General features: G+C 38.8%; 21 protein-coding genes. 1 reads left to right on the forward strand and 20 read right to left on the reverse strand.

The genetic code is table 11. The features are described from left to right. Positions 1-3: 3 nt before the first annotated feature. A complete protein-coding gene (locus ABD682_RS02905; RefSeq protein ID WP_344738811.1) occupies positions 4-339 on the reverse strand; it encodes an HTH domain-containing protein in 336 nt (111 codons plus the stop codon). A gap of 49 nt (positions 340-388) precedes the next feature. Continuing rightward, positions 389-1,555, reverse strand: a complete 1,167-nt coding sequence (locus ABD682_RS02910) for an HlyD family secretion protein (RefSeq protein WP_344738813.1) — start codon at positions 1,553-1,555, stop codon at positions 389-391. Between the two features lie 279 nt (positions 1,556-1,834). Here ABD682_RS02910 and ABD682_RS02915 point away from each other — a divergent pair, with 279 nt between their 5' ends. Further along, positions 1,835-2,347 (forward strand): acyl-CoA thioesterase, encoded by a 513-nt coding sequence (locus ABD682_RS02915; RefSeq protein ID WP_344738815.1) that lies wholly within the window; start codon positions 1,835-1,837, stop codon positions 2,345-2,347. A 151-nt stretch (positions 2,348-2,498) separates the two neighbouring features. On the opposite strand, the gene ABD682_RS02920 is transcribed toward ABD682_RS02915, so the two are convergent. The 18 genes from ABD682_RS02920 to ABD682_RS03005 form a co-directional block, all read right to left on the reverse strand. Continuing rightward, entirely contained in the window at positions 2,499-3,725 is a 1,227-nt protein-coding gene (locus ABD682_RS02920) for a murein hydrolase activator EnvC family protein (protein WP_344738817.1), read from the reverse strand. Between the two features lie 2 nt (positions 3,726-3,727). After that, a complete protein-coding gene (gene lolB1 / locus ABD682_RS02925) occupies positions 3,728-4,495 on the reverse strand; it encodes a lipoprotein insertase outer membrane protein LolB1 (protein ID WP_344738819.1) in 768 nt (255 codons plus the stop codon). Continuing rightward, positions 4,495-5,856: a tetratricopeptide repeat protein gene (locus ABD682_RS02930; protein WP_344738820.1), complete on the reverse strand. Its 1,362-nt coding sequence runs from the start codon at positions 5,854-5,856 to the stop codon at positions 4,495-4,497. The genes lolB1 and ABD682_RS02930 overlap by 1 nt, the downstream gene beginning before the upstream one ends. 39 nt (positions 5,857-5,895) lie before the next feature. Beyond that, positions 5,896-6,915, reverse strand: a complete 1,020-nt coding sequence (locus ABD682_RS02935; RefSeq protein ID WP_344738822.1) for a sugar phosphate nucleotidyltransferase — start codon at positions 6,913-6,915, stop codon at positions 5,896-5,898. A 37-nt stretch (positions 6,916-6,952) separates the two neighbouring features. After that, complete coding sequence (locus tag ABD682_RS02940) at positions 6,953-7,264, reverse strand: GIY-YIG nuclease family protein (protein ID WP_344738824.1); 312 nt, start codon at positions 7,262-7,264, stop codon at positions 6,953-6,955. A gap of 40 nt (positions 7,265-7,304) precedes the next feature. After that, positions 7,305-7,739: a dUTP diphosphatase gene (dut, locus tag ABD682_RS02945; RefSeq protein WP_344738826.1), complete on the reverse strand. Its 435-nt coding sequence runs from the start codon at positions 7,737-7,739 to the stop codon at positions 7,305-7,307. A 32-nt stretch (positions 7,740-7,771) separates the two neighbouring features. After that, complete coding sequence (locus ABD682_RS02950; protein ID WP_344738828.1) at positions 7,772-9,232, reverse strand: oligosaccharide flippase family protein; 1,461 nt, start codon at positions 9,230-9,232, stop codon at positions 7,772-7,774. Between the two features lie 192 nt (positions 9,233-9,424). Next, positions 9,425-10,285 (reverse strand): ATP synthase F1 subunit gamma, encoded by an 861-nt coding sequence (atpG, locus tag ABD682_RS02955; protein ID WP_344738830.1) that lies wholly within the window; start codon positions 10,283-10,285, stop codon positions 9,425-9,427. A gap of 88 nt (positions 10,286-10,373) precedes the next feature. Beyond that, the gene (gene atpA / locus ABD682_RS02960; protein ID WP_344738832.1) at positions 10,374-11,948 is read right to left on the reverse strand and encodes a F0F1 ATP synthase subunit alpha; all 1,575 of its coding nucleotides are present in this window, start codon (positions 11,946-11,948) and stop codon (positions 10,374-10,376) included. A 43-nt stretch (positions 11,949-11,991) separates the two neighbouring features. Beyond that, positions 11,992-12,528: an ATP synthase F1 subunit delta gene (gene atpH, locus ABD682_RS02965; RefSeq protein ID WP_344738834.1), complete on the reverse strand. Its 537-nt coding sequence runs from the start codon at positions 12,526-12,528 to the stop codon at positions 11,992-11,994. Positions 12,529-12,534: 6 nt separating this feature from the next. Beyond that, positions 12,535-13,035 carry a F0F1 ATP synthase subunit B gene (locus ABD682_RS02970; protein WP_344738836.1) on the reverse strand — a complete coding sequence of 167 codons (501 nt, stop codon included), beginning with the start codon at positions 13,033-13,035 and terminating at the stop codon, positions 12,535-12,537. Between the two features lie 80 nt (positions 13,036-13,115). Then, positions 13,116-13,310 carry an ATP synthase F0 subunit C gene (gene atpE, locus ABD682_RS02975; protein ID WP_344738838.1) on the reverse strand — a complete coding sequence of 65 codons (195 nt, stop codon included), beginning with the start codon at positions 13,308-13,310 and terminating at the stop codon, positions 13,116-13,118. Positions 13,311-13,346: 36 nt separating this feature from the next. Then, positions 13,347-14,441, reverse strand: coding sequence for a F0F1 ATP synthase subunit A (gene atpB / locus ABD682_RS02980; RefSeq protein WP_344738840.1), 1,095 nt, complete (start codon positions 14,439-14,441; stop codon positions 13,347-13,349). Between the two features lie 116 nt (positions 14,442-14,557). Continuing rightward, the gene (locus tag ABD682_RS02985) at positions 14,558-14,947 is read right to left on the reverse strand and encodes a DUF6168 family protein (protein WP_344738842.1); all 390 of its coding nucleotides are present in this window, start codon (positions 14,945-14,947) and stop codon (positions 14,558-14,560) included. Then, on the reverse strand, positions 14,947-15,183 hold the full coding sequence (locus ABD682_RS02990; RefSeq protein ID WP_344738844.1) for an AtpZ/AtpI family protein: 237 nt from the start codon (positions 15,181-15,183) through the stop codon (positions 14,947-14,949). The genes ABD682_RS02985 and ABD682_RS02990 overlap by 1 nt, the downstream gene beginning before the upstream one ends. Continuing rightward, positions 15,137-15,562, reverse strand: a complete 426-nt coding sequence (locus tag ABD682_RS02995) for a bactofilin family protein (RefSeq protein ID WP_344738846.1) — start codon at positions 15,560-15,562, stop codon at positions 15,137-15,139. Before ABD682_RS02995 ends, ABD682_RS02990 begins: the two co-directional genes overlap by 47 nt. A gap of 8 nt (positions 15,563-15,570) precedes the next feature. Beyond that, positions 15,571-18,090 (reverse strand): type IX secretion system periplasmic lipoprotein PorW/SprE, encoded by a 2,520-nt coding sequence (porW, locus tag ABD682_RS03000; protein WP_455429220.1) that lies wholly within the window; start codon positions 18,088-18,090, stop codon positions 15,571-15,573. Between the two features lie 160 nt (positions 18,091-18,250). Next, positions 18,251-18,946 carry an ABC transporter ATP-binding protein gene (locus ABD682_RS03005; protein WP_344738850.1) on the reverse strand — a complete coding sequence of 232 codons (696 nt, stop codon included), beginning with the start codon at positions 18,944-18,946 and terminating at the stop codon, positions 18,251-18,253. Positions 18,947-18,951 lie beyond the last annotated feature (5 nt).

The raw sequence follows: 18,951 nt of genomic DNA on the forward strand, positions 1-18,951 counted from the left end.
TGTTTAGCTAAAATAAAATTGCTCACTGCCAAAGCCTTGCAGTAGCGTATCTTTTTTAATAAAATAACTACCCCCAAACACCTCAATAACTTCATTGTTACTTAAAGCCGTAACAGAAATACTTACCCTGAGTTCAAAATCATCGGTGTAATAATAGGTGTGTAGGGAACGGTTGTATTCAATAGAAGCATGAAGGTCTTTTAATTGTTCTATCAACCTGTACAAAGAGCGTTCACTAATATTCATCTGGTTTGCCAAGCATTTTGGCGAACCTGTGTTTTCTTGTAATATTCTTTGATGCAGTTGTTGTAAACGCTCCAGCGTTTTTATGTTTTTCATGTTCCTCTTTTCAAAAAATTATTTTGAATGAATCCGTTTTTGATATTTCCTATTCCGATGACACCATCTCCATAGTATTAGGATTAACCCAATCATCAACTTTATCATATAGCAAGTCAAAAAGTGATCGTTCCGTTAATTTAAACTGCGCATTTAAAGTCATTCCTTTTTTTAAACGACCCCTATAGCCGTTTTTAAGTTTAAGCTCCTTTTTATTCAGGCTACACCGCACTTTAAAAACCATGGCATTATCCATATATTCCACATCTTTTCCAATATCAATGATGGTTCCATTTGCCAATCCCCATTGATTATAATTAAATGCGTCTATCTGGAAATTAGCGGTATCATTCAATCGCAACAATCCAATATCCATAGTATTTACGTAGCATTCTACTAGGAGCTCTGTATTCGGAGAGATTTCAGCAAAACCCGCTCCGGCATTAATAAAGCTGCCGGCATCCATGCCTTTTACATTTAATAGTGTGCCACTCGCCGGGGCCGTTATAACCAACTTATTTTTTGAATCTTGTAGTTGCTCATGTGTGCTTTTTAATTCTAATAAATTTTTATTGAATTCATTTAAACTGGCTTCCCATTGATTACCTTGTTGTTGTTTTAATTGTTTAATGTCATTTAAAGCTAAATCATAATTAAATTTTGAGTTCTCAAAATCAACCCTTGCTATAACGCCTTTATCGTATAACTTTTTGTCTCGATCAAAATCTATTTTTAATTTTTTTCTTCGAGTTATTAATTCTGTTTTCTTCTCCTGAAAAACTAAAAACTCTTTACGATATTTCGATGACGTTATTTGTTTTAAATTGCAATACTTGTTTTTGATCAAATAAGTCAGATCCTCAATAAATGGTTCCAATTCTGAAATTTGCTTAGATGTTAGTTTCAACTTTTCAGAAATAATGTTGCTATCTAGAATTAAAAGGGTATCGTTCTTTTGAACCGAAGCGTTATTTCTTAAATACGATTTTAAAATAAGCCCTGAAGTTGAAGTACTTATAACGACTCTTTCCTTATCAGCTTTAATGATGCCTCTGGAATTGGTATAAATAGGAACTTCTATAAACGGAAGTAAAAACATCACTAAAATAAGTGCCATTAATAAAATGGAATAGATTATGATACTTCGTTTACTGTGCTTGTACCAATGCACCTCAGCAGTAAAATCAACAATTTCTTTTGGAAAAATCTGTTTCATACTTCCTGATTAAATCAAATATTAGAATCGTCATCCAAATAAATCTTCAGAATCAAAATTCATTAAAACATTAAATCAATTAGGTGGTTTTGGTACTTTGAATACTTAAAAGTGAGAAACATATCCGTAATATCTTTGAGTGAATCTTATTATTTTGATATTTCTTACAAAACAAAATATAAACCATCGATAAACGGTTATTCCACGAAGCAATTAGGAAAAAATGCATTTAGCAAATCCCTTAAAATCACGTACCTTTGCAGCCTAATTACAAAGGCTATGAAAGCAAAAACACCTGAAGAATCCAGAACCATCATGACCGATATGGTTCTACCCAGCGAAACCAATCCCTTAAACAATCTATTCGGAGGCGAACTTCTCGCACGTATGGATCGCGCTGCCAGTATTGCTGCGCGTCGGCATTCGCGTCGTATCGTGGTTACCGCATCGGTAAATCACGTCGCTTTTAATCGGGCCGTGCCACTGGGAAGTGTAGTAACCGTAGAGGCTAAGGTATCGCGCGCTTTCAAAACATCCATGGAAATTTTTATTGATGTTTGGATCGAAGACCGCGAGTCTGGCGACCGAACTAAAGCGAATGAGGCCATTTACACCTTCGTAGCCGTTGATGAAACCGGTTTGCCAACCCGGGTTCCCGAAGTCCTTCCGCAAACCGAAATCGAAAAAGAGCGTCACGCAGCGGCTTTACGTCGTAAACAACTCAGTTTGGTGCTTGCAGGCAAACTAAGACCTGAAGACGCCACGGAGCTTAAAGCACTTTTCTTTCATTAAAAAATAATTTGGGCAATCCTCCCACTTTGAGTGGGATTTGGGCTTTCCGCTCCTGTCTTTTTCCGCCGAAGGTAAAAAAAGGATAACCGTTGCATTCCCTGCCGGCAGGCAGGCCTATTGCGGCATCATTAAAAGCCGGAAAGTATCGCAATTACATATGATTGATCCAACTCGCAGGATTCTGAGTTTTGGAATCTTTGTAGACAATAAAGCTCAATAAAGTTTCACCGGTAGCCGGATTGGTAGCCACGTCACCAATAACCTGCTTAGTGCTCACTTTTTCACCTTCCTTTACCCGAATATTGATCACATTTCGATACGCTGTCATGTAATTACCATGGCGGATCACGACCACGGGATAAGCATTTTTGATCATGATAATTCTGCTCACCACACCATCGTAAACGGCACGAACCTCAGCGCCTTTTTCCGTAGCAATAAGCACCCCGTTACGCTCTACAATGAGCGATTTATTGATCAATGAAGGTTGCCGTCCGTAACCTAAACGCACAAACCCTTTTTCAACAGGCCAGGGCAATTTTCCCTTGTTAGATTCAAAATTAGAAGCCAGTAGCTTTTCTTCCGGTGTTAAGGCAAAGGTAGTGCTGGATTCAGATTTCCCGGCCTTGGCATTCGATTTTGCAATTTCCGCCTTGATAATATCATTTATTTGCTTTTCTATCCGATCGGCCTCACGCTGTTTTGCTCTAATCTCACCCGAAATTTGACTCATTCGTTTATTCAGGGCATTCATCAATTTTTGATGTTCCGCCCGATCAGCTTCCAGTTCTCTTTGGGTTTTTCGATTTTCAGCAATTAACGCATTCTTGGCTTCTTTTTGTTTCAGTAAATCCTGATTGATCTCCTGTAGTTCCTGAGTTTTCGCCTTGATCATTTCACCCTGTTTCTTCTGATGAGCCGCGTATTGCTTAATGTATTGCAGACGTTTGTAGGCCTGTTTAAAATCTTCCGAAGACAATAAGAACATTAACCTGCTCTGCTGATTTTTACTTTTATACGACTTCACGATCATCGCCGCATAATCCGCTTTTAGCTGTTTTAGTTCAGCACGCAGATCAGTTACTTTTTTCTGGTTATTATTTATTTCTCGGGTAAGATAATTAGCTTGTTGGTTCGTAACCTTGATCAGATTGTTCAACACATTGATCTTATAATTAAAATCCTCGATCTTGGATAACTCCGATTGCTTTTGCGAGCGATTCTCTGACTGCAAGGCATTGAACATTTTGATGTCTCGAAGTATTTCCTGACGCCGATTTTCCAGGGCTTTTTGCTTATTATTTTGCGAAAAACCCATAAAACAAAACAGCAACAAGCCTAAAATAATAAGTCTTCTATGTGTTTGTTTTAGTAACATTTCTACAATTCAATCTTTTTATAACCCGACGGAATTTTAAAAGGAAAACGCAGACTTTCATTTAGTGAGGTATTCTTAAAATCCAGTTCAATGATGGCCTCCTGGGTGCCGTCTACAGCCAGGATACGAATATCCTCCGGGAGGATCTGACGTTGTACTTCCTGATATTTTTGATAATCAATTTGCAATAAACGGCGTGTTTCCGATTGCGCTATTTGTTGAGAGCTCACTTTAAACATCGCCGGATCTATCAAAAAGAATAGTTCAAAAAGCTCACTTTGATTCTTAGGTTGTAAAACATAGTTGTTATCCGAAACTTCAGAGGTATAGTTTTGTCCTTTGGCGGGATACAGCAATTCACCTAAAATAAGGTTTTGCGCTTTCGTATAATCTAATTGGATTCCCAGAATTTCACTCAAATAAGAAAATCCACCTTCAAAATAAGTTTTATCCAACTTGTTGTAGAAGCTCACGCCTTCAGGTGTGATCATCGCTTTTACCACAGAAAAAGAGGAGCTGATCCAAATCTTTTTATCCTTCTCCATTCGCAAATTGATGTTGTAAGATTGAGATCGGCCATCAGCGTCGTAGGTCAATTTCACTTTTGAATCCAGCGTTCGGAATTTAGCCGTTTGTCTGGTGTTCTCTCTTAGGAGTTGCTTAGTGGAAAGCTTATAATTCGCTTCGCCTGAAGTCAGGGTTTTAGTCGTGCCACAACTAAAAAGTGTGCTCAGAAATAAAACAATAATAAGTTTTGTATACTTCGTCATTAATTTGATTCGGGTATTTGCGCGGCTTTATCACTAAACGCTTTAGCTTTAGCCGTATTGTTCAACAAGGTGTAGGCCTTACTCATTTCAGAATAGAAATCACGTTTCATTTTTGGATTATCTACCACAAAATCTATACCCATATCCAAGGCTTCCAGAGCCTGTTTGGGTTTATTCAAGGCATTGGAGGCCACACCGTTAATTAAATAGAATATGGGCTGCGCCGGAAATTTTTCCATGGCCTCACTACTCTTTTCAGCTGCATTCTCATATTTCTTAAAGTCCAGATACAAAAGCAAAGTGTTTTTCAAAACTCTTAAATTATCAGGATCGAGTGCCATGGCGGCTTCAAAATTTTTGAGTGCTTTGGTCTTATCGTTGGTTTTAAGATAATACTGCCCAAGCTCTAATAAGGTACTCACATTGTTAGTGTTTCCAACCACTGCGGTCGCTTCAACCAGATCTTTTTCGTATTCCGGATGCGTTTTTACAAAATTAACAAAATCGGTTAGGACCTTTAATTTGGCTTCCGGTTCTATTTGCGGACTTTTAACTACGATCTTCATCGATTCAATAGCTTTTTCCGGCTGATTGTATTTCAAGTAAAACTTATATAAAGCTAAATGTACCAACTGAGATTGTGGATGAACATTAAGGAGCTCCTTAGCAGTCTCAAAGGCTTTTTCCTCTTGATTATTGGCGCTATAGCGATAAATCAATTTTAAATAATTCGCTTCATCATCCGGATTGTTCTCGAGGCGTTCCTGAAGATTCTCTATTTGTTCATCCTTTCTTCCGGTGGCCTTGTAGATGGCATTTCGCATCATATCCCGGCTTTCAGTAATGCCGAATTGTGCATCGAGTTCGTCCAGAATATCAAGCGCCTTATCAAATTTTTCCACCTTTACGTAAAGTCCGGCTAAATCTTCTTTATAATCGGGGTAATATTCCACAATGTCCTTGAGGGTCTTTATGGCCTTATCATAATCTTTTTGTTCCAGATAATAGCCGTAAAGTGCATCATTATACCATTTGTTCTCCGGCTCCAGGCGAACGGCTTTTTTAAGCGCATCTTCGGCGGCGCCGAAATTCATAAGCTGAATGTAATTCAAGCCCAACTCATAATAAACGACAGCCGATCGGCGATCGATATCCTCGCACTTCAATAAAGCCTCAATAGCTTTATCATAATTTTCAATAGCGCGTTGTTTCAAGGCTTCAAAAAATGATTCCTGAAAAGCATCCTGAACATTGCCCAGATCGTCCGTAGGTTTCTTATTGAAATCTACCTGAGCAAAAGTTACCTGCAAACCCATAAAAAGGGCTGTAAGTAAAATAAATATGATGCTTTTTTTATTCATGAATTGTTACATACTAATCCGCATAACACCTGTCAAATTCTATTCCAAAACCGTATAATCACCCAAACTTACTTTGGTGAACTCGCCATTGTAAGACACGTGATTCCCGATCATGGCATCCTCTAGATTGGCGTTTTTGATCTGAGTCCGCGTTTGAATCAGACTATTTTTTATGGTTGAATTCTCAATTACAGTACCTTCCCCAATCGAAACAAACGGTCCGATCGTACAATCTTTCAATACCACATTTTCTCCAATAAAACAGGGTTCAATAACAGAAGAATTTTCAATGGTAGCTGAATCAGCTATCAATTGTTCTTCGCCATCGGCTTCTAAAAAGCCAAGCATGCGCTGGTTGGTTTCTACGGTAATGGCTTTGTTTCCGCAATCCATCCATTCATCAACGGTTCCTGTTTTAAATATTTTTCCTTCGGCCATCATGCGCTTAATCCCGTCATTGATCTGGTATTCTCCGCCATTGGTTATATTCTCATCTAGAATTTCCTGTAATTTCGTCTTTAAAACCGCTACATCCTTAAAATAATAAATGCCTATAACGGCCTGATCACTAACAAATTGTTTCGGTTTTTCAACCAGCTCCACAATTTCATTTCTCTCATTCAGTTTTACAACACCGTAGGCCTCCGGGTTATCCACTTTTTTGGTCCAGATTACACTATCGGCTTCCGGATCCAATTCAAAATCGGCACGGATCAAAGTATCCGCATATGCAATTACAGCAGGACCGGTAAGTGAAGGTTTGGCGCACATAATGGCATGCCCGGTTCCCAGGGGTTGATCCTGACGATAGATACTCGCCTTTGCACCTAAACTTTTAGCCAAAGCTTCCAAACTAGCTACAACATTGTCGCCAAACCAGGCGGGATCTCCTAACACAAAGGCGATCTCATCTACAGGTTGATCTAAAACTTTGGCAATATCTTTTACCAGACGATGCACAATAGGCTGCCCTGCCACCGGAATTAAAGGTTTTGGAACAGTTAAACTATGCGGCCGTAATCGCGATCCGCGACCCGCCATGGGAACTATTATTTTCATATAAATGCCTGCGAAAGCAGGTATCTTTTAAAGGTTATTATCTTAATCTATTATAATTCATATTCCAGTTCATGGAAAAATCCATCCAACCAGGATTCATGCTTTCAATTAATTCAATTTTCCAGTTTCTTTTCCATTTTTTGAATTGCGTTTCTCTCTTTTCCGCCTCGCTTCCCTTATCAAATTCTTCAAAATAAACAAGTTTATTACAATTGTATTTTGCAGTAAATGATTTAGGATAAATCTTTAATTTATGTTCTTTAACACGTTCTTCAATATTATTTGTTACTCCAATATACAAAACCCCGTTAGGTTTATTTGTCATTATATAAACATACCAATGATTCATAAATTTTTATCAGGAGATTCCTGCCTGCGCAGGAATTGGTCTACTTCACCCCGGTACTACCAAAACCACCTTCGCCACGTTTTGTTTCGGTAAGCGTTTCTACCAATTCCCACTCAGCGCGCTCATGCCTGGCAATAACCAATTGTGCAATACGCTCTCCATTTTGGATCACAAAATCGTGATGTGATAAATTCACTAAAATCACCCCGATCTCACCACGGTAATCGGCATCGATCGTTCCGGGAGCATTTAATACAGTGATGCCTTTCTTGGCAGCCAATCCGCTTCTGGGGCGCACCTGGGCTTCGTAGCCTATTGGTAATTCAATAAACAACCCAGTGCCCACCACACTGCGTTCCAGAGGTTTTAAAACCCTTGGTTCGGATAGCGATGCACGTAAGTCCAGTCCTGCCGAAGCTTCCGTTTCATAATGTGGTAAACCGTGATTGGATTTATTGATGATTTTTATTTTCATGTGTTTATTTTTATTGTTTTTCTGTGGCCACATCACAATTTCAAAACCTGTTTTATCTTGTCTCGCTCTAATTTGTAAACGATTCCCAAAAATACAATTAACAGCGCTATTCCAATAACATAATTGCCCCTAAATTCATAAAAGGACAACCAGGAAAACAGCGTAGAACCTCCCAGATACAACCCTATTTTTTTGAGGTTATAAGGAATAGGATAATATTTTCTGCCAAAGAAAAAGGACAAAAACATCATGATGGAATAAGCGGCTAAGGTTGCCACAGCCGATGCCTTATAACTGAATTCTTTGATAAAAAATAAGTTAATGCTTAAGGTGATCAAAGCTCCTGTTACAGAAATCCAGGCACCAAATTTTGTGCGGTCGGTAATTTTATACCACACAGATAAGTTGTGGTAAATACCCAAACAGAAATTAGCTAAGAGCACTATGGGAACAACCCACATGGCTTGCCAATAGTCTTCACTGCGTACAATGAAAAGTTTTAAAACATCCGCAAAAACCACAACGGATAAAAATATGATAGCTCCTAAGGCTACAAAAAATTCAAGGATTCTGGCATAGTTTTTCTGTGGATTTTCCGCTTTAGAGTGACTAAAAAAGAAAGGTTCTATTCCCAGGCGATAGGCTGTAGCAAAAAGCGTCATAAAAACAGCAATCTTATAACAGGCTGAATACATCCCAATTTGTGTGTCGGCACTATCGGATGGTAATATTTCGGCTAGTAAGATGCGGTCGAACGTTTCATTAATTGAAAAGGCAACGCCGGCAATAAGCACCGGATAGGCGTATTTCAGCATTTTCTTCCAAAGGACTTTATCAAAAACATAGTGAAGCTGCAAATAGAACGGTGCCATTAAAAGGAGGGTCACTGCACTTGCAATTAAGTTGGCAATAAAGATATAACTGATCTCAAAATGCGGTTTATAAATGGCGTCAAAAAACGTGTAATCCTGGGCCAGATCTTTTAAAGCTAACAGGAAAAACAAATTCAATCCCAGGTTAATGGCTACATTCAATATTTTAACAATAGCATAGCGCATGGGTCGGGCCTTGGCTCGTAACCAGGCAAATGGTATGATTACCAAAGCATCTAATAGCAGAATCCAAATGACCAGCTTAATGTATTTTACATCAATACTGATAAGCTCAGCAATATAATTCTGAAAAGTTAAAGCCAGAACAAAAAATAAAACAGAGGATAGCACCAAAGAGATCGCAGAGGTTGCCGTAACTTTAGATTTGTCATCTTCTTTATTGAAAAAACGGAAAAAAGCAGTTTCCATGCCATAGGCCAGGACCACATTCAGCAATACGAAATAGGAAAAAATAACAGATACCTTACCGTACTCTGCTACCGAAGATAAAACACCTTTGGTAGTATAAAGAGGCACCAGTAAGAAGCTAAGCATGCGGGGCAGCACGGTGGCTAACCCATAGATTGCAGTTTGTTTGAATAATGACTTTAATCCACTCAAGAAAAAGACAGTTTATAATGCTAAAAATACGCTTTTTAAGTCACGACATACCAAATATACGTTATTGCAGGAGGAAATGGATAACGTGGTTCTAAAAAACTAAAAAACCCCACAGATTGTGGGGTTATATTTTTTCGGATTCCTACCCAAGGCAGGCAAGCTTCAGTCGCTACCGCTCCTTCTGAATAACAATTAATTATTCAAGGCCTCAGCACCACCAACGATCTCAAGGATCTCGTTAGTAATAGCGGCCTGACGTGCTTTGTTGTATGTTAATTTCAACTGATCCCGTAGTTCTTTAGCGTTATCTGTAGCTTTATGCATAGCTGTCATACGAGCGCCATGTTCCGCTGCAAATGAATCTCTAAGAGCCTTATATAATTGGGTTTTAAGAGACTTCGGAATCAATTGTTCAACAATTTCTACTTTAGAAGGTTCAAAAATATAATCGGCCTGGGCCTTTACATCCCCTTCAATCGGAGCGATAGGTAAAAATTGTTCTGCTTTAACAACTTGAGTCGCAGCATTTTTAAATTGATTGTAAACGATTTCGATCTTATCGAATTCACCATCAACAAATTTGTCCATTAAAAACGCTGCGATCTTGGCCACATTATCAAAAGTCAGATCATCAAAAACGGGACTTTCATTAGCGATCACTTTTCCTGACTTCTTAAAAGCATCGTTAGCCTTTTTACCAATGGCCACATAGGATACTTTTTGATCAGCGTATGTTTCAGTACTTAATCGGTTAACCTCTTTTATAATGTTCGAGTTGAACGCTCCTGCCAAACCTCTGTTTGAAGTTATAGCAACAATAAGAACGCGTTTCACCTCACGTTGTACAGCATATTTACTTCCGGTATCATCATCCAAAGTAGCGCTCAGATTTTGCAATAACTCCGTCAATTTATCGGCATAAGGCCGCATGGCGGTAATGGCATCCTGGGCTTTCTTTAACTTTGCAGCCGACACCATTTTCATGGCACTGGTAATCTGCATCGTTGAAGACACCGATGATATTCTGTTACGTATTTCTTTAAGATTCGCCATAATCTCTTTTTGTCATTCCGTACTTGTTACGGAATCTTTTTTAATTGAACTTCAAATAATGAGATTCCTGCTTTCGCAGGAATGACAATTAATATTTACTTGATAGATCTTTCGCTACAGCCGTTAAGGTATCTGTTACCTCATCGGTTAGTTTACCTGCCTTTAAAGTACTAAGAACGTCTGCATGTTTTGCTCTCAAGAACTCTAAATAATCACGTTCAAATTCTTTAACCTTTTCAACAGGTACATTACGCAATAAATTCTTAGATCCGGCATAGATGATCGCAATTTGATCTTCTACTTTGTAAGGATCGTTTTGCGCCTGCTTTAAGATCTCTACGTTACGTTTCCCTTTTTCAATAACATTTAATGTAGAAGCATCAAGGTCAGAACCAAACTTCGCGAAAGCTTCCAATTCACGGAACTGAGCCTGGTCTAATTTCAAAGTACCGGCTACTTTCTTCATCGATTTGATCTGCGCGTTACCACCCACACGTGATACCGAAATACCTACGTTAATCGCCGGACGCACACCAGAGTTGAATAAATCACCATCCAGGAAGATCTGACCATCGGTAATCGAAATTACGTTTGTTGGGATATAAGCTGATACGTCACCCGCTTGTGTTTCAATGATCGGTAATGCTGTTAATGAACCACCACCTTTAACCATAGGTTTCAAAGAATCAGGAAGGTCGTTCATGTTCTTGGCAATATTATCATCATTAATGACTTTTGCAGAACGCTCTAATAAACGGGAGTGTAAGTAGAATACGTCTCCAGGATACGCTTCACGTCCCGGTGGACGACGTAATAACAACGACACCTCACGGTATGCTACCGCTTGCTTAGAAAGATCATCATAGATGATTAAAGCTGGACGACCAGTATCTCTAAAATACTCACCGATCGCAGCACCAGCCATAGGTGCGTATACCTGCATTGGTGCAGGATCAGAAGCATTGGCCGCAACAATCGTTGTATAGGCTAAAGCACCTTTATCTTCTAAGGTTTTTGCAATATTCGCTACCGTAGACGCTTTTTGTCCTATGGCAACATAGATACAATACACAGGATTACCGGCATCATAAAATTCTTTTTGATTTAAGATGGTATCCACACAAACGGTAGTTTTACCGGTCTGACGGTCGCCAATAACCAACTCACGTTGACCACGACCAACTGGGATCATCGCATCAATAGACTTAATACCTGTTTGTAATGGCTCGGTTACAGGCTCACGATAAATTACTCCCGGTGCTTTACGCTCTAATGGCATTTGATATGTTTCACCAGAAATAGCACCTTTACCGTCGATAGGGTTACCCAAAGTATCCACAACACGACCAACAATGCCTTCACCAACATTAATAGAAGCAATTTTAGAGGTACGTTTTACCGTAGAGCCTTCTTTTACTCCATAGGATCCACCTAGTAATACGATACCAACGTTATCTTCTTCAAGGTTAAGTACGATACCTTCTAATCCGCCATCGAATTCTACTAACTCGCCATATTGCGCATTAGATAATCCGTAAGCACGTACAATACCATCACCTACCGTTAATACTGTTCCAACTTCATCTAATGAAGCGCTCGCTTCAAAACCTGATAATTGTTTCTTTAAGATTGCTGATATTTCAGCTGGTTTTACTTCTGCCATCTTTATTTAGTATTTACACCCTTGGCTTGGCCCCGGGCAAGTCTTAATTTAATGTAAATTCTCTTTTTAAATTGTTTAGTTGATTTATGATACTGGCGTTGTACTGTACATCGCCAATGCGTAAAATAAATCCACCGATAATAGATTCGTCTATTTTATTTTTTAAATCCACGTCTTTCCCGGTCATGGCTTTGGCTTTAGCTAAAAGCTGTTTTTCCAGTTCAGGGGTTAGTGCCACAGCCGTGGTTACTGTACCATGGGCAATTCCTTTAGATTGATCGTATAGCTCCGAATATTTTGAAGCAACCTGATGTAAAAGTGCAATCCGGTTATTTTCAATTAGGACATCTATTAAACTAATGGTTAGCTTATTGGTGTTTTTGAAAACCTCATCAAGGATTGCCTTTTTTGCAGTGGCATTGATCACAGGGCTTTGAATAACACTGCTGAACTCGCGATTTCCTGCAATGGTATTTGCAATGAGTTTCATATCCTCATTTACCGCCTGAGCTTCTTTGTCATTAGAAACCGAAGCCAAAACGGCTTTTGCATATCGTATTGCTGCTCTTGCTCCTGCCATGCGTTATTAGTTTATTTTTGCGTCGTCCAACATAGTTGCCACTAACGCGTTTTGTTTTTCTTTACTAGCCAATTCATGACGCACTACCTTTTCTGCGATTTCAATTGAAAGGTCTGCTACTTGCTTTTTCAATTCAGCCATAGCAGCTTTCTTTTCGGTTTCGATCGCATCGTGTGCTTGTTGAATCATTTTATTCGCTTGTGCTTCAGCTTCACCTTTGGCATCCTCAATCATTTTATTCTTCATCTGACGCGCCTCTTTCAGCATTGATTCGCGTTCCGCACGTGCTTCTTTCAAAAGCTTTTGATTATCCGCCTGAAGGTTTTCCATATCGCGTTTTGCTTTTTCAGCAGATTCCAACGCGTTCTTGATACCTTCTTCCCTGTCGTTAACAGAATCTAAAATGGGTTTCCAGGCAAACTTCTTCAATAATAATATCAAAGCAATGAACAAAACTGCTTGCCAAACGAATAATCCTAATGAAAAGTCTTCGAATAATTTTTCCATAATTACTTAAATAAAATCGTCTTCTGTTTAATTAAAAAGAACAGCTATAACCAACCGTTATAGCTGTTTCTTAGTTGTTTCTAGCTCACAGCAAATAACGCTGCGAAACCAATACCTTCAATAAGCGCTGCTGCAATAAGCATAGCGGTTTGAATTTTCCCTGTAGCTTCAGGCTGGCGTGCAATTGCTTCCATGGCAGAACCACCGATTCGACCGATTCCGATTCCGGCTCCAATTACTACTAAACCTGCACCTACCATAACTGGTATTTCCATAAATATATGTATTAAATTAATTAAACATTCAACTTATTAATGTGCTTCGTCGTGGTGTTCTTCCACAGCCATACCGAAATATAGCGCCGATAGCACGGTAAAAATATACGCCTGTAAAGCCGCTACCAATAATTCAAGGATAGCTAATACAAAGGCTAATAAAAAGGATAATGAACTTCCGATCCAGTTTTCAAAAAGGAAGATCAATCCGATAATACTCATTAGAACAATGTGACCTGCTGTGATGTTCGCGTACAAACGGATCATCAAGGCAAAAGGTTTAATGATGGTTCCAAGCAATTCAATGGGCGCTAAAATGATTTTCATTGGCCATGGTACACCAGGCATCCAGAAAATGTGTTTCCAATAGTTCTTATTACCTGAAAATGTTGTGATCACATAAGTGATAAGCGCTAAACACATGGTTACCGCAATGTTATTTGTAAGGTTCATTCCGATGGGTGTTAAACCAAACAGGTTAACGATCCAAATGAAAAAGAACACGGTTAGCAAATAACTCATATATCTTTTGTAATGTTTCTCTCCAATATTGGGTATGGCTATTTCATCGCGAACATAAAGCACGATAGGCTCAAGAAAACGCCCCATTCCTTTTGGAATACCGTCGTTGTTTTTGTGAGCGCGCGCCATGCGGTAAAACATAATGAAAACGATCGCGAAGATCATAAAGATCATGACCACGTTTTTTGTAATGGAAAGATCTAGTGGCTTTTCATTCGTTGGATGCCCTTCAGCATCTTCATTGATGTGCCCTTCAGGACCATCTACTTTGTAAATCTTAGAATGAAAAAGCTTGTAATAATTACCATCTACTTCGGCAACTTCTTCGCCATAGTGGAATTTTCCTGAGGAAAATACTTTTAAGCCATTGTCCCATAGAATCACAGGTAAGTGAAATCCAACATGAACCTCATGACCGTCTTTGGTATAGGAGAAGAAATTAAAATCGTACGAATCTTTTAAGTGATGTTCGATATAAGCCTTTACCTCTGGCTTGGTATCTTTCCCATCAGAATACGACATCTCGTGTTCACCTTCTTTTCCGTAGGACAAAAAGGTTACTAAAAGCAGTAAAAATGTTATTGGTTTTAAGGCTATTTTTTTTCGCATATCACTTTAAATCATAGTGGCTTAAAAATCGCTGCAAAGGTAGCTTTTTATCTCAAAAACAAAAACAATTTTTTCTTTTATTTAAAATATAAGTTAAGTCTATAAAATTTAGAGCGTTAGTCTAAATTATTTAACCATTTTCCTAAGCTTAAAGTTTCGAAAATTAAGCCCACTGCATACGGAATAAAAAAGGTGGCAAATTCTGCTCTTGAAATAGTGCCATCTGCTTTATAGATCGGGTAGAAAAAAATGAAGAACACCAAGAACTTGAATAAACTGCCAAAAAGAAATAAAAAACCTAATTGCTCTTTGTATTTCTTTCGAAAATAATAAAGAAACCCAAAAATGACTACAACTAAACTTAAGTTAATAATATAAGACCACAGGATGTAATGCGCCCACAAGGGTAAGCCCAAAGCTTTTAGAATACCTAAATGAATCCCAAAAGTAAGACTGAATAACAAAACGACTTTGATAGAAAAATTTACAAAGGTATTTTGTGTCATTAATTATTGAATCGGTTTAATTGCTTTACTAAAGCGTATAAAGATATTGCAACGCCCAGAAGCGTCATAATAACCAGGTAGAGTTTTCCTCCGTCGTTATAGGTAGCATCCAGCCATTTCCCCAATTGAACGAACAAATAAATGGTTACGCCCATTTGAAGCCCCACGCCCGTGAGGATCGCAAAGTTTTTAAGCGGTTTTTTCGGATTTGGATTCTTTTTCTCGTTTTTGCCCACCGTTGTTGATTTCTTTAACTGCGCCTTTCATCACACAGGTTACATTAAACGTTGCACCAGGCTCTACGGCTAATTTAGATGAAGTTACTTCGCCTTCAATATGTGCTGAGCTTTTCAGAGTTAAGGTTCCTGAAAGCGCTAATTTACCTGAAAATTTTCCCTCGAAATAAGCATCGGTACCTTCCAGAGATCCTTTGATCATACCTGATTTTCCTACGACTATTTTACCAGAGGTTTTTACATTACCTTCAATGGCTCCATCTATTCTAAAATCACCTTTACCCGTAAGGTCGCCAACAATTTTTGTGCCTTCAGAAATTATATTTTGTCCAGATGTATTTTCCATTTTTTTCTTGTCTTTTTTGTTATCAGAGAACATTATTGCTATTAATTAATTGATAATTGGGTTCGATATTGATCCAGGTTTTTATGGATCTGCACCACCTGATAATTGGCTGCAGAAATATAAAAGTACGATCTTTTTATTTTTTTCTCGTTGTATTCGGCAAGTAATTGGTCGAATGTTTCAGCCACCTGCTTGTTGTTAAAGCCATGGATAACCAAAAATGTGGTGTTGGGTGAGTAGACATCAATGGAAGTATTCAAGTCATAATATTTTTGAATATTTTCCAATATCTCATCCAAGGTTTTTTTGAATTCCGGAAGCGCTTCTCTATCGATGCTATCAAATTGAAATACAACGTAGTAATTACCTTCCTCTGTATCGGGTTTGAACGCGGTAGACGCTAACTTCGGCAATACATCCGTAAGCATGAATTGTGCATTTTTACCTTCTTCAGTATTGGCATAATTTAAGGCTACCTGGCCTAATGCCGCTTTATAGGCTTCAAAACCTTTTAAACGCCCTATAGCATTTGCCTTTAATAATTCGAATTTCGGAACAATAGGGTCGCCATTGAACTTATTGATGTCCTTTTCACATTCAGAGATTACTTCAGTATACTCCTGATTTTGATTTTTTTCATACAAGGCTTCATAAATTCGTTCGGGGCTGTTCTCTTCTCTACCGGTTACCAGATCGGGATGCAATAATATGTTTGCATAGCGGGAATCAGGATAGTTTTTAATAATATCGTAGCGCGCCACCTCAGCTTCACCGGTTTCTCCTAAAGCTTCATAAATTTTATACAAGTTGTATTTTGAAGGAAGTATCAACTTCGGATCCGGATCACTGTTCAAAAGATCAAGGAATTTATCTTTGGCTAATTCCAGTTCGTTGAACTTTTCCCGATAAATCAACCCTAACTGATAGTAAGCATAATTACGATCTGTTTTTAGACTGTCTATGTCTTTTGGGTTTGAAGGCACGGTGGCCATATAAAACTGCGGATCGAACTTTTCTTCATCCGTAGCTTGGGCTACTATATTTTGTGTGGGTTGCGTTTGTGAAACCTGATTATTTAGTGTTCTTTTGGACCAACGCCAATTATCTTCTAACGGCCGATTACCCCAGATTTTAACGAATTCATTCTTACCATACGCTACTAACGTAGGGTTGTAAAAATAGAATCCCGCCGATTGCTGTGCCGTCCGTCCACCGGAAATGTTAGTTTGTTGATTTGCCACAGCTCCTATAATTCCGGAATTCATGCTTTTAGACTTTTCATCAGCCTCGGCAGCCTCTGCCTTGGCTTTCAAATGGGCTACGAAAGCTTCAAAATAAGCCAAACGATCAGCATCCGGCATATTTACTAAGTTCAGAATACTGTCGTTAGTTTTAGCAATGCCTTCATATAAAATAACGTCCTCTAAATTATCTCGCTTTCGTTTGATTACTCTGGATATTTTAGATTCATCCTTAAAAACAGTCATCGTACTGTCATAGTACGCACCGGCAACCTCATACACGGAATTATCAAAATTCATATCACCAAGCGCCTCGTAATTTTTGGACTTTAGTAGCAAATCCGAAGATAAGGTTTGTAGTGATTTATTGAAGTATACCACAGCTAAGGAATCCTGTCCATTTCTTAAGCGGTATTTGGCAATACTATGGTAAATTTTATCAAGAAACGGACGGTTCTCGCGGTTTTCTTCCAATTCATCCAGCAGGTCTTCCAAAGCCATTTTATCGCCATTTTCAAGATCGAAATTCTTGATCTTTTCCAGGTAGGCACTGATCATATAAATTCGCGGCGTTCTTCGATTTAGTTCGATCACCTTATCGAAAGCCATATTGGCACTATCCTTATATCCTAACTGGTTGTATAATTGGCCTTGAATAAACCGATAGCGACCACGTTCGTCATTACTTTTTGTGGCCTTGGCTGCCATCCCAAGTTGCGTAACCGCCGTATCGATAACCTTTGTGTTGATATACGCCTGGGCCAACATTGATGTGGCATCAGCCAGATCCTGGCCTTCCAAAGGCTCCGCGCGTAGAAGGCGTTTTAAATTCTCTATAGCAAGCTCGTTATTATCTAAACGAATGTTGGCTTTTTCACGCCAGATCCGTGCCTGACTGATCTTATCACTGGCAGGATATTTATATAGGATATAATTGAACGCCTCCAGTGCCGGCACAAACCGCTGATCAAAATACCGGGCTTTACCTAAAAGCAAATAGGCTTCATCCATCTGTGGGTTTTTTTCTTTCCCTTCGATGTTCATACTATGCTTTTGAATGGCTTTTGCCGCTTTTTCTTCGGCTCGGGTAAAATTGTCGTTTCTGGCTTCTCCGGGCAGCAGAATATCCTCGTCAATCTGCATGCGCTCTACCGGAAGAAGCTCCCAATAATTATCTTTATAACGGGTATTCAACTCAGAGCGTCCCTGTTCCAACGCATTATATCCGTTAAAAAGTGTGTTATATTCTGCGGTTACAGCATGGAAATTCCGGCTCAAAAACTTGTCCTTTTTTCGAGAACAGCTTATCAGCAAAAGCACAGCACAAATAGTAAGAATAATTCGGTTTCCAGATGCTTTCAATACTGCCGGTCTTTAGTTGGTTAAATAACTACAAAGCGTTGTTATTATTATACTAAAGGGTAAAAATAAACATCTTTTTCATTTCAACCATAAAAATAAACGGCAGATCGAAATGTATTTAATTTGAAAAATGCATCTCCAGTTCTTTCAAGGTGGCCTCGCTGGTCACGAGATCTTTAACTACTTTACCTTGATCTAATACCACGATACGTTCGCAAACATCGGTGACATGCATCAGATCATGACTTGAGATCAGGATGGTAACCCCTTTAGTTTCTGCAAGGTCTTTAATAATTCCTTTTAGTCGTATTTGAGTTGTTGGATCCAGGTTAGCAAAAGGTTCATCCAGCACGATCACTTCCGGATTCCCGATCAACGCGGCAACAATCCCGGCCTTTTTCTGATTTCCTTTACTCAGATCGCGCAAATATTTTTTCTGACCGGTAATTTCACCATGGAAAAAATCTTCATATTGTGCTACCAGAGTATCTACATCAGCTTTATTCTGGCCTCGTAATTCTCCAATAAAATAGAAGTATTCCTCCGGTGTAAGATACCCGATCAAAAAGGTTTCATCAATAAACGCAGAGGTAAAAGGTTTCCAGTCTTCACTTTCATCCACCCGGATATTATTATTATCAATATACCCTGTTGTTGGCTTAATAAGGTCGAGCACTAAACTGAAATAGGTTGTTTTCCCTGCGCCATTATTTCCAACCAGACCAAAACTTTGGCCTTTGGGAATATCTAATGAAGGAATATTTAGCACTTCATTGGTGCCGTATTTTTTTGAAATGTTATTTGTTGTTATCATAACAC

The organism is Gaetbulibacter aestuarii (assembly GCF_039537665.1).
Classification (GTDB): domain Bacteria; phylum Bacteroidota; class Bacteroidia; order Flavobacteriales; family Flavobacteriaceae; genus Gaetbulibacter_A; species Gaetbulibacter_A aestuarii.

What these genes read in the sequence shown, in the direction of transcription:
- ABD682_RS02970 (WP_344738836.1), bottom strand. Translation starts at nt 13,035, where the DNA reads ATGGAAAAATTATTCGAAGACTTTTCATTAGGATTATTCGTTTGGCAA.
- ABD682_RS02930 (WP_344738820.1), bottom strand. Translation starts at nt 5,856, where the DNA reads ATGAATAAAAAAAGCATCATATTTATTTTACTTACAGCCCTTTTTATG.
- atpG (WP_344738830.1), bottom strand. Translation starts at nt 10,285, where the DNA reads ATGGCGAATCTTAAAGAAATACGTAACAGAATATCATCGGTGTCTTCA.
- ABD682_RS02995 (WP_344738846.1), bottom strand. Translation starts at nt 15,562, where the DNA reads ATGTTCTCTGATAACAAAAAAGACAAGAAAAAAATGGAAAATACATCT.
- ABD682_RS02910 (WP_344738813.1), bottom strand. Translation starts at nt 1,555, where the DNA reads ATGAAACAGATTTTTCCAAAAGAAATTGTTGATTTTACTGCTGAGGTG.
- ABD682_RS03005 (WP_344738850.1), bottom strand. Translation starts at nt 18,946, where the DNA reads ATGATAACAACAAATAACATTTCAAAAAAATACGGCACCAATGAAGTG.
- ABD682_RS02940 (WP_344738824.1), bottom strand. Translation starts at nt 7,264, where the DNA reads ATGAATCATTGGTATGTTTATATAATGACAAATAAACCTAACGGGGTT.
- ABD682_RS02915 (WP_344738815.1), top strand. Translation starts at nt 1,835, where the DNA reads ATGAAAGCAAAAACACCTGAAGAATCCAGAACCATCATGACCGATATG.
- atpH (WP_344738834.1), bottom strand. Translation starts at nt 12,528, where the DNA reads ATGGCAGGAGCAAGAGCAGCAATACGATATGCAAAAGCCGTTTTGGCT.
- ABD682_RS02985 (WP_344738842.1), bottom strand. Translation starts at nt 14,947, where the DNA reads ATGACACAAAATACCTTTGTAAATTTTTCTATCAAAGTCGTTTTGTTA.
- atpA (WP_344738832.1), bottom strand. Translation starts at nt 11,948, where the DNA reads ATGGCAGAAGTAAAACCAGCTGAAATATCAGCAATCTTAAAGAAACAA.
- atpB (WP_344738840.1), bottom strand. Translation starts at nt 14,441, where the DNA reads ATGCGAAAAAAAATAGCCTTAAAACCAATAACATTTTTACTGCTTTTA.
- dut (WP_344738826.1), bottom strand. Translation starts at nt 7,739, where the DNA reads ATGAAAATAAAAATCATCAATAAATCCAATCACGGTTTACCACATTAT.
- ABD682_RS02905 (WP_344738811.1), bottom strand. Translation starts at nt 339, where the DNA reads ATGAAAAACATAAAAACGCTGGAGCGTTTACAACAACTGCATCAAAGA.
- atpE (WP_344738838.1), bottom strand. Translation starts at nt 13,310, where the DNA reads ATGGAAATACCAGTTATGGTAGGTGCAGGTTTAGTAGTAATTGGAGCC.
- ABD682_RS02935 (WP_344738822.1), bottom strand. Translation starts at nt 6,915, where the DNA reads ATGAAAATAATAGTTCCCATGGCGGGTCGCGGATCGCGATTACGGCCG.
- ABD682_RS02920 (WP_344738817.1), bottom strand. Translation starts at nt 3,725, where the DNA reads ATGTTACTAAAACAAACACATAGAAGACTTATTATTTTAGGCTTGTTG.
- lolB1 (WP_344738819.1), bottom strand. Translation starts at nt 4,495, where the DNA reads ATGACGAAGTATACAAAACTTATTATTGTTTTATTTCTGAGCACACTT.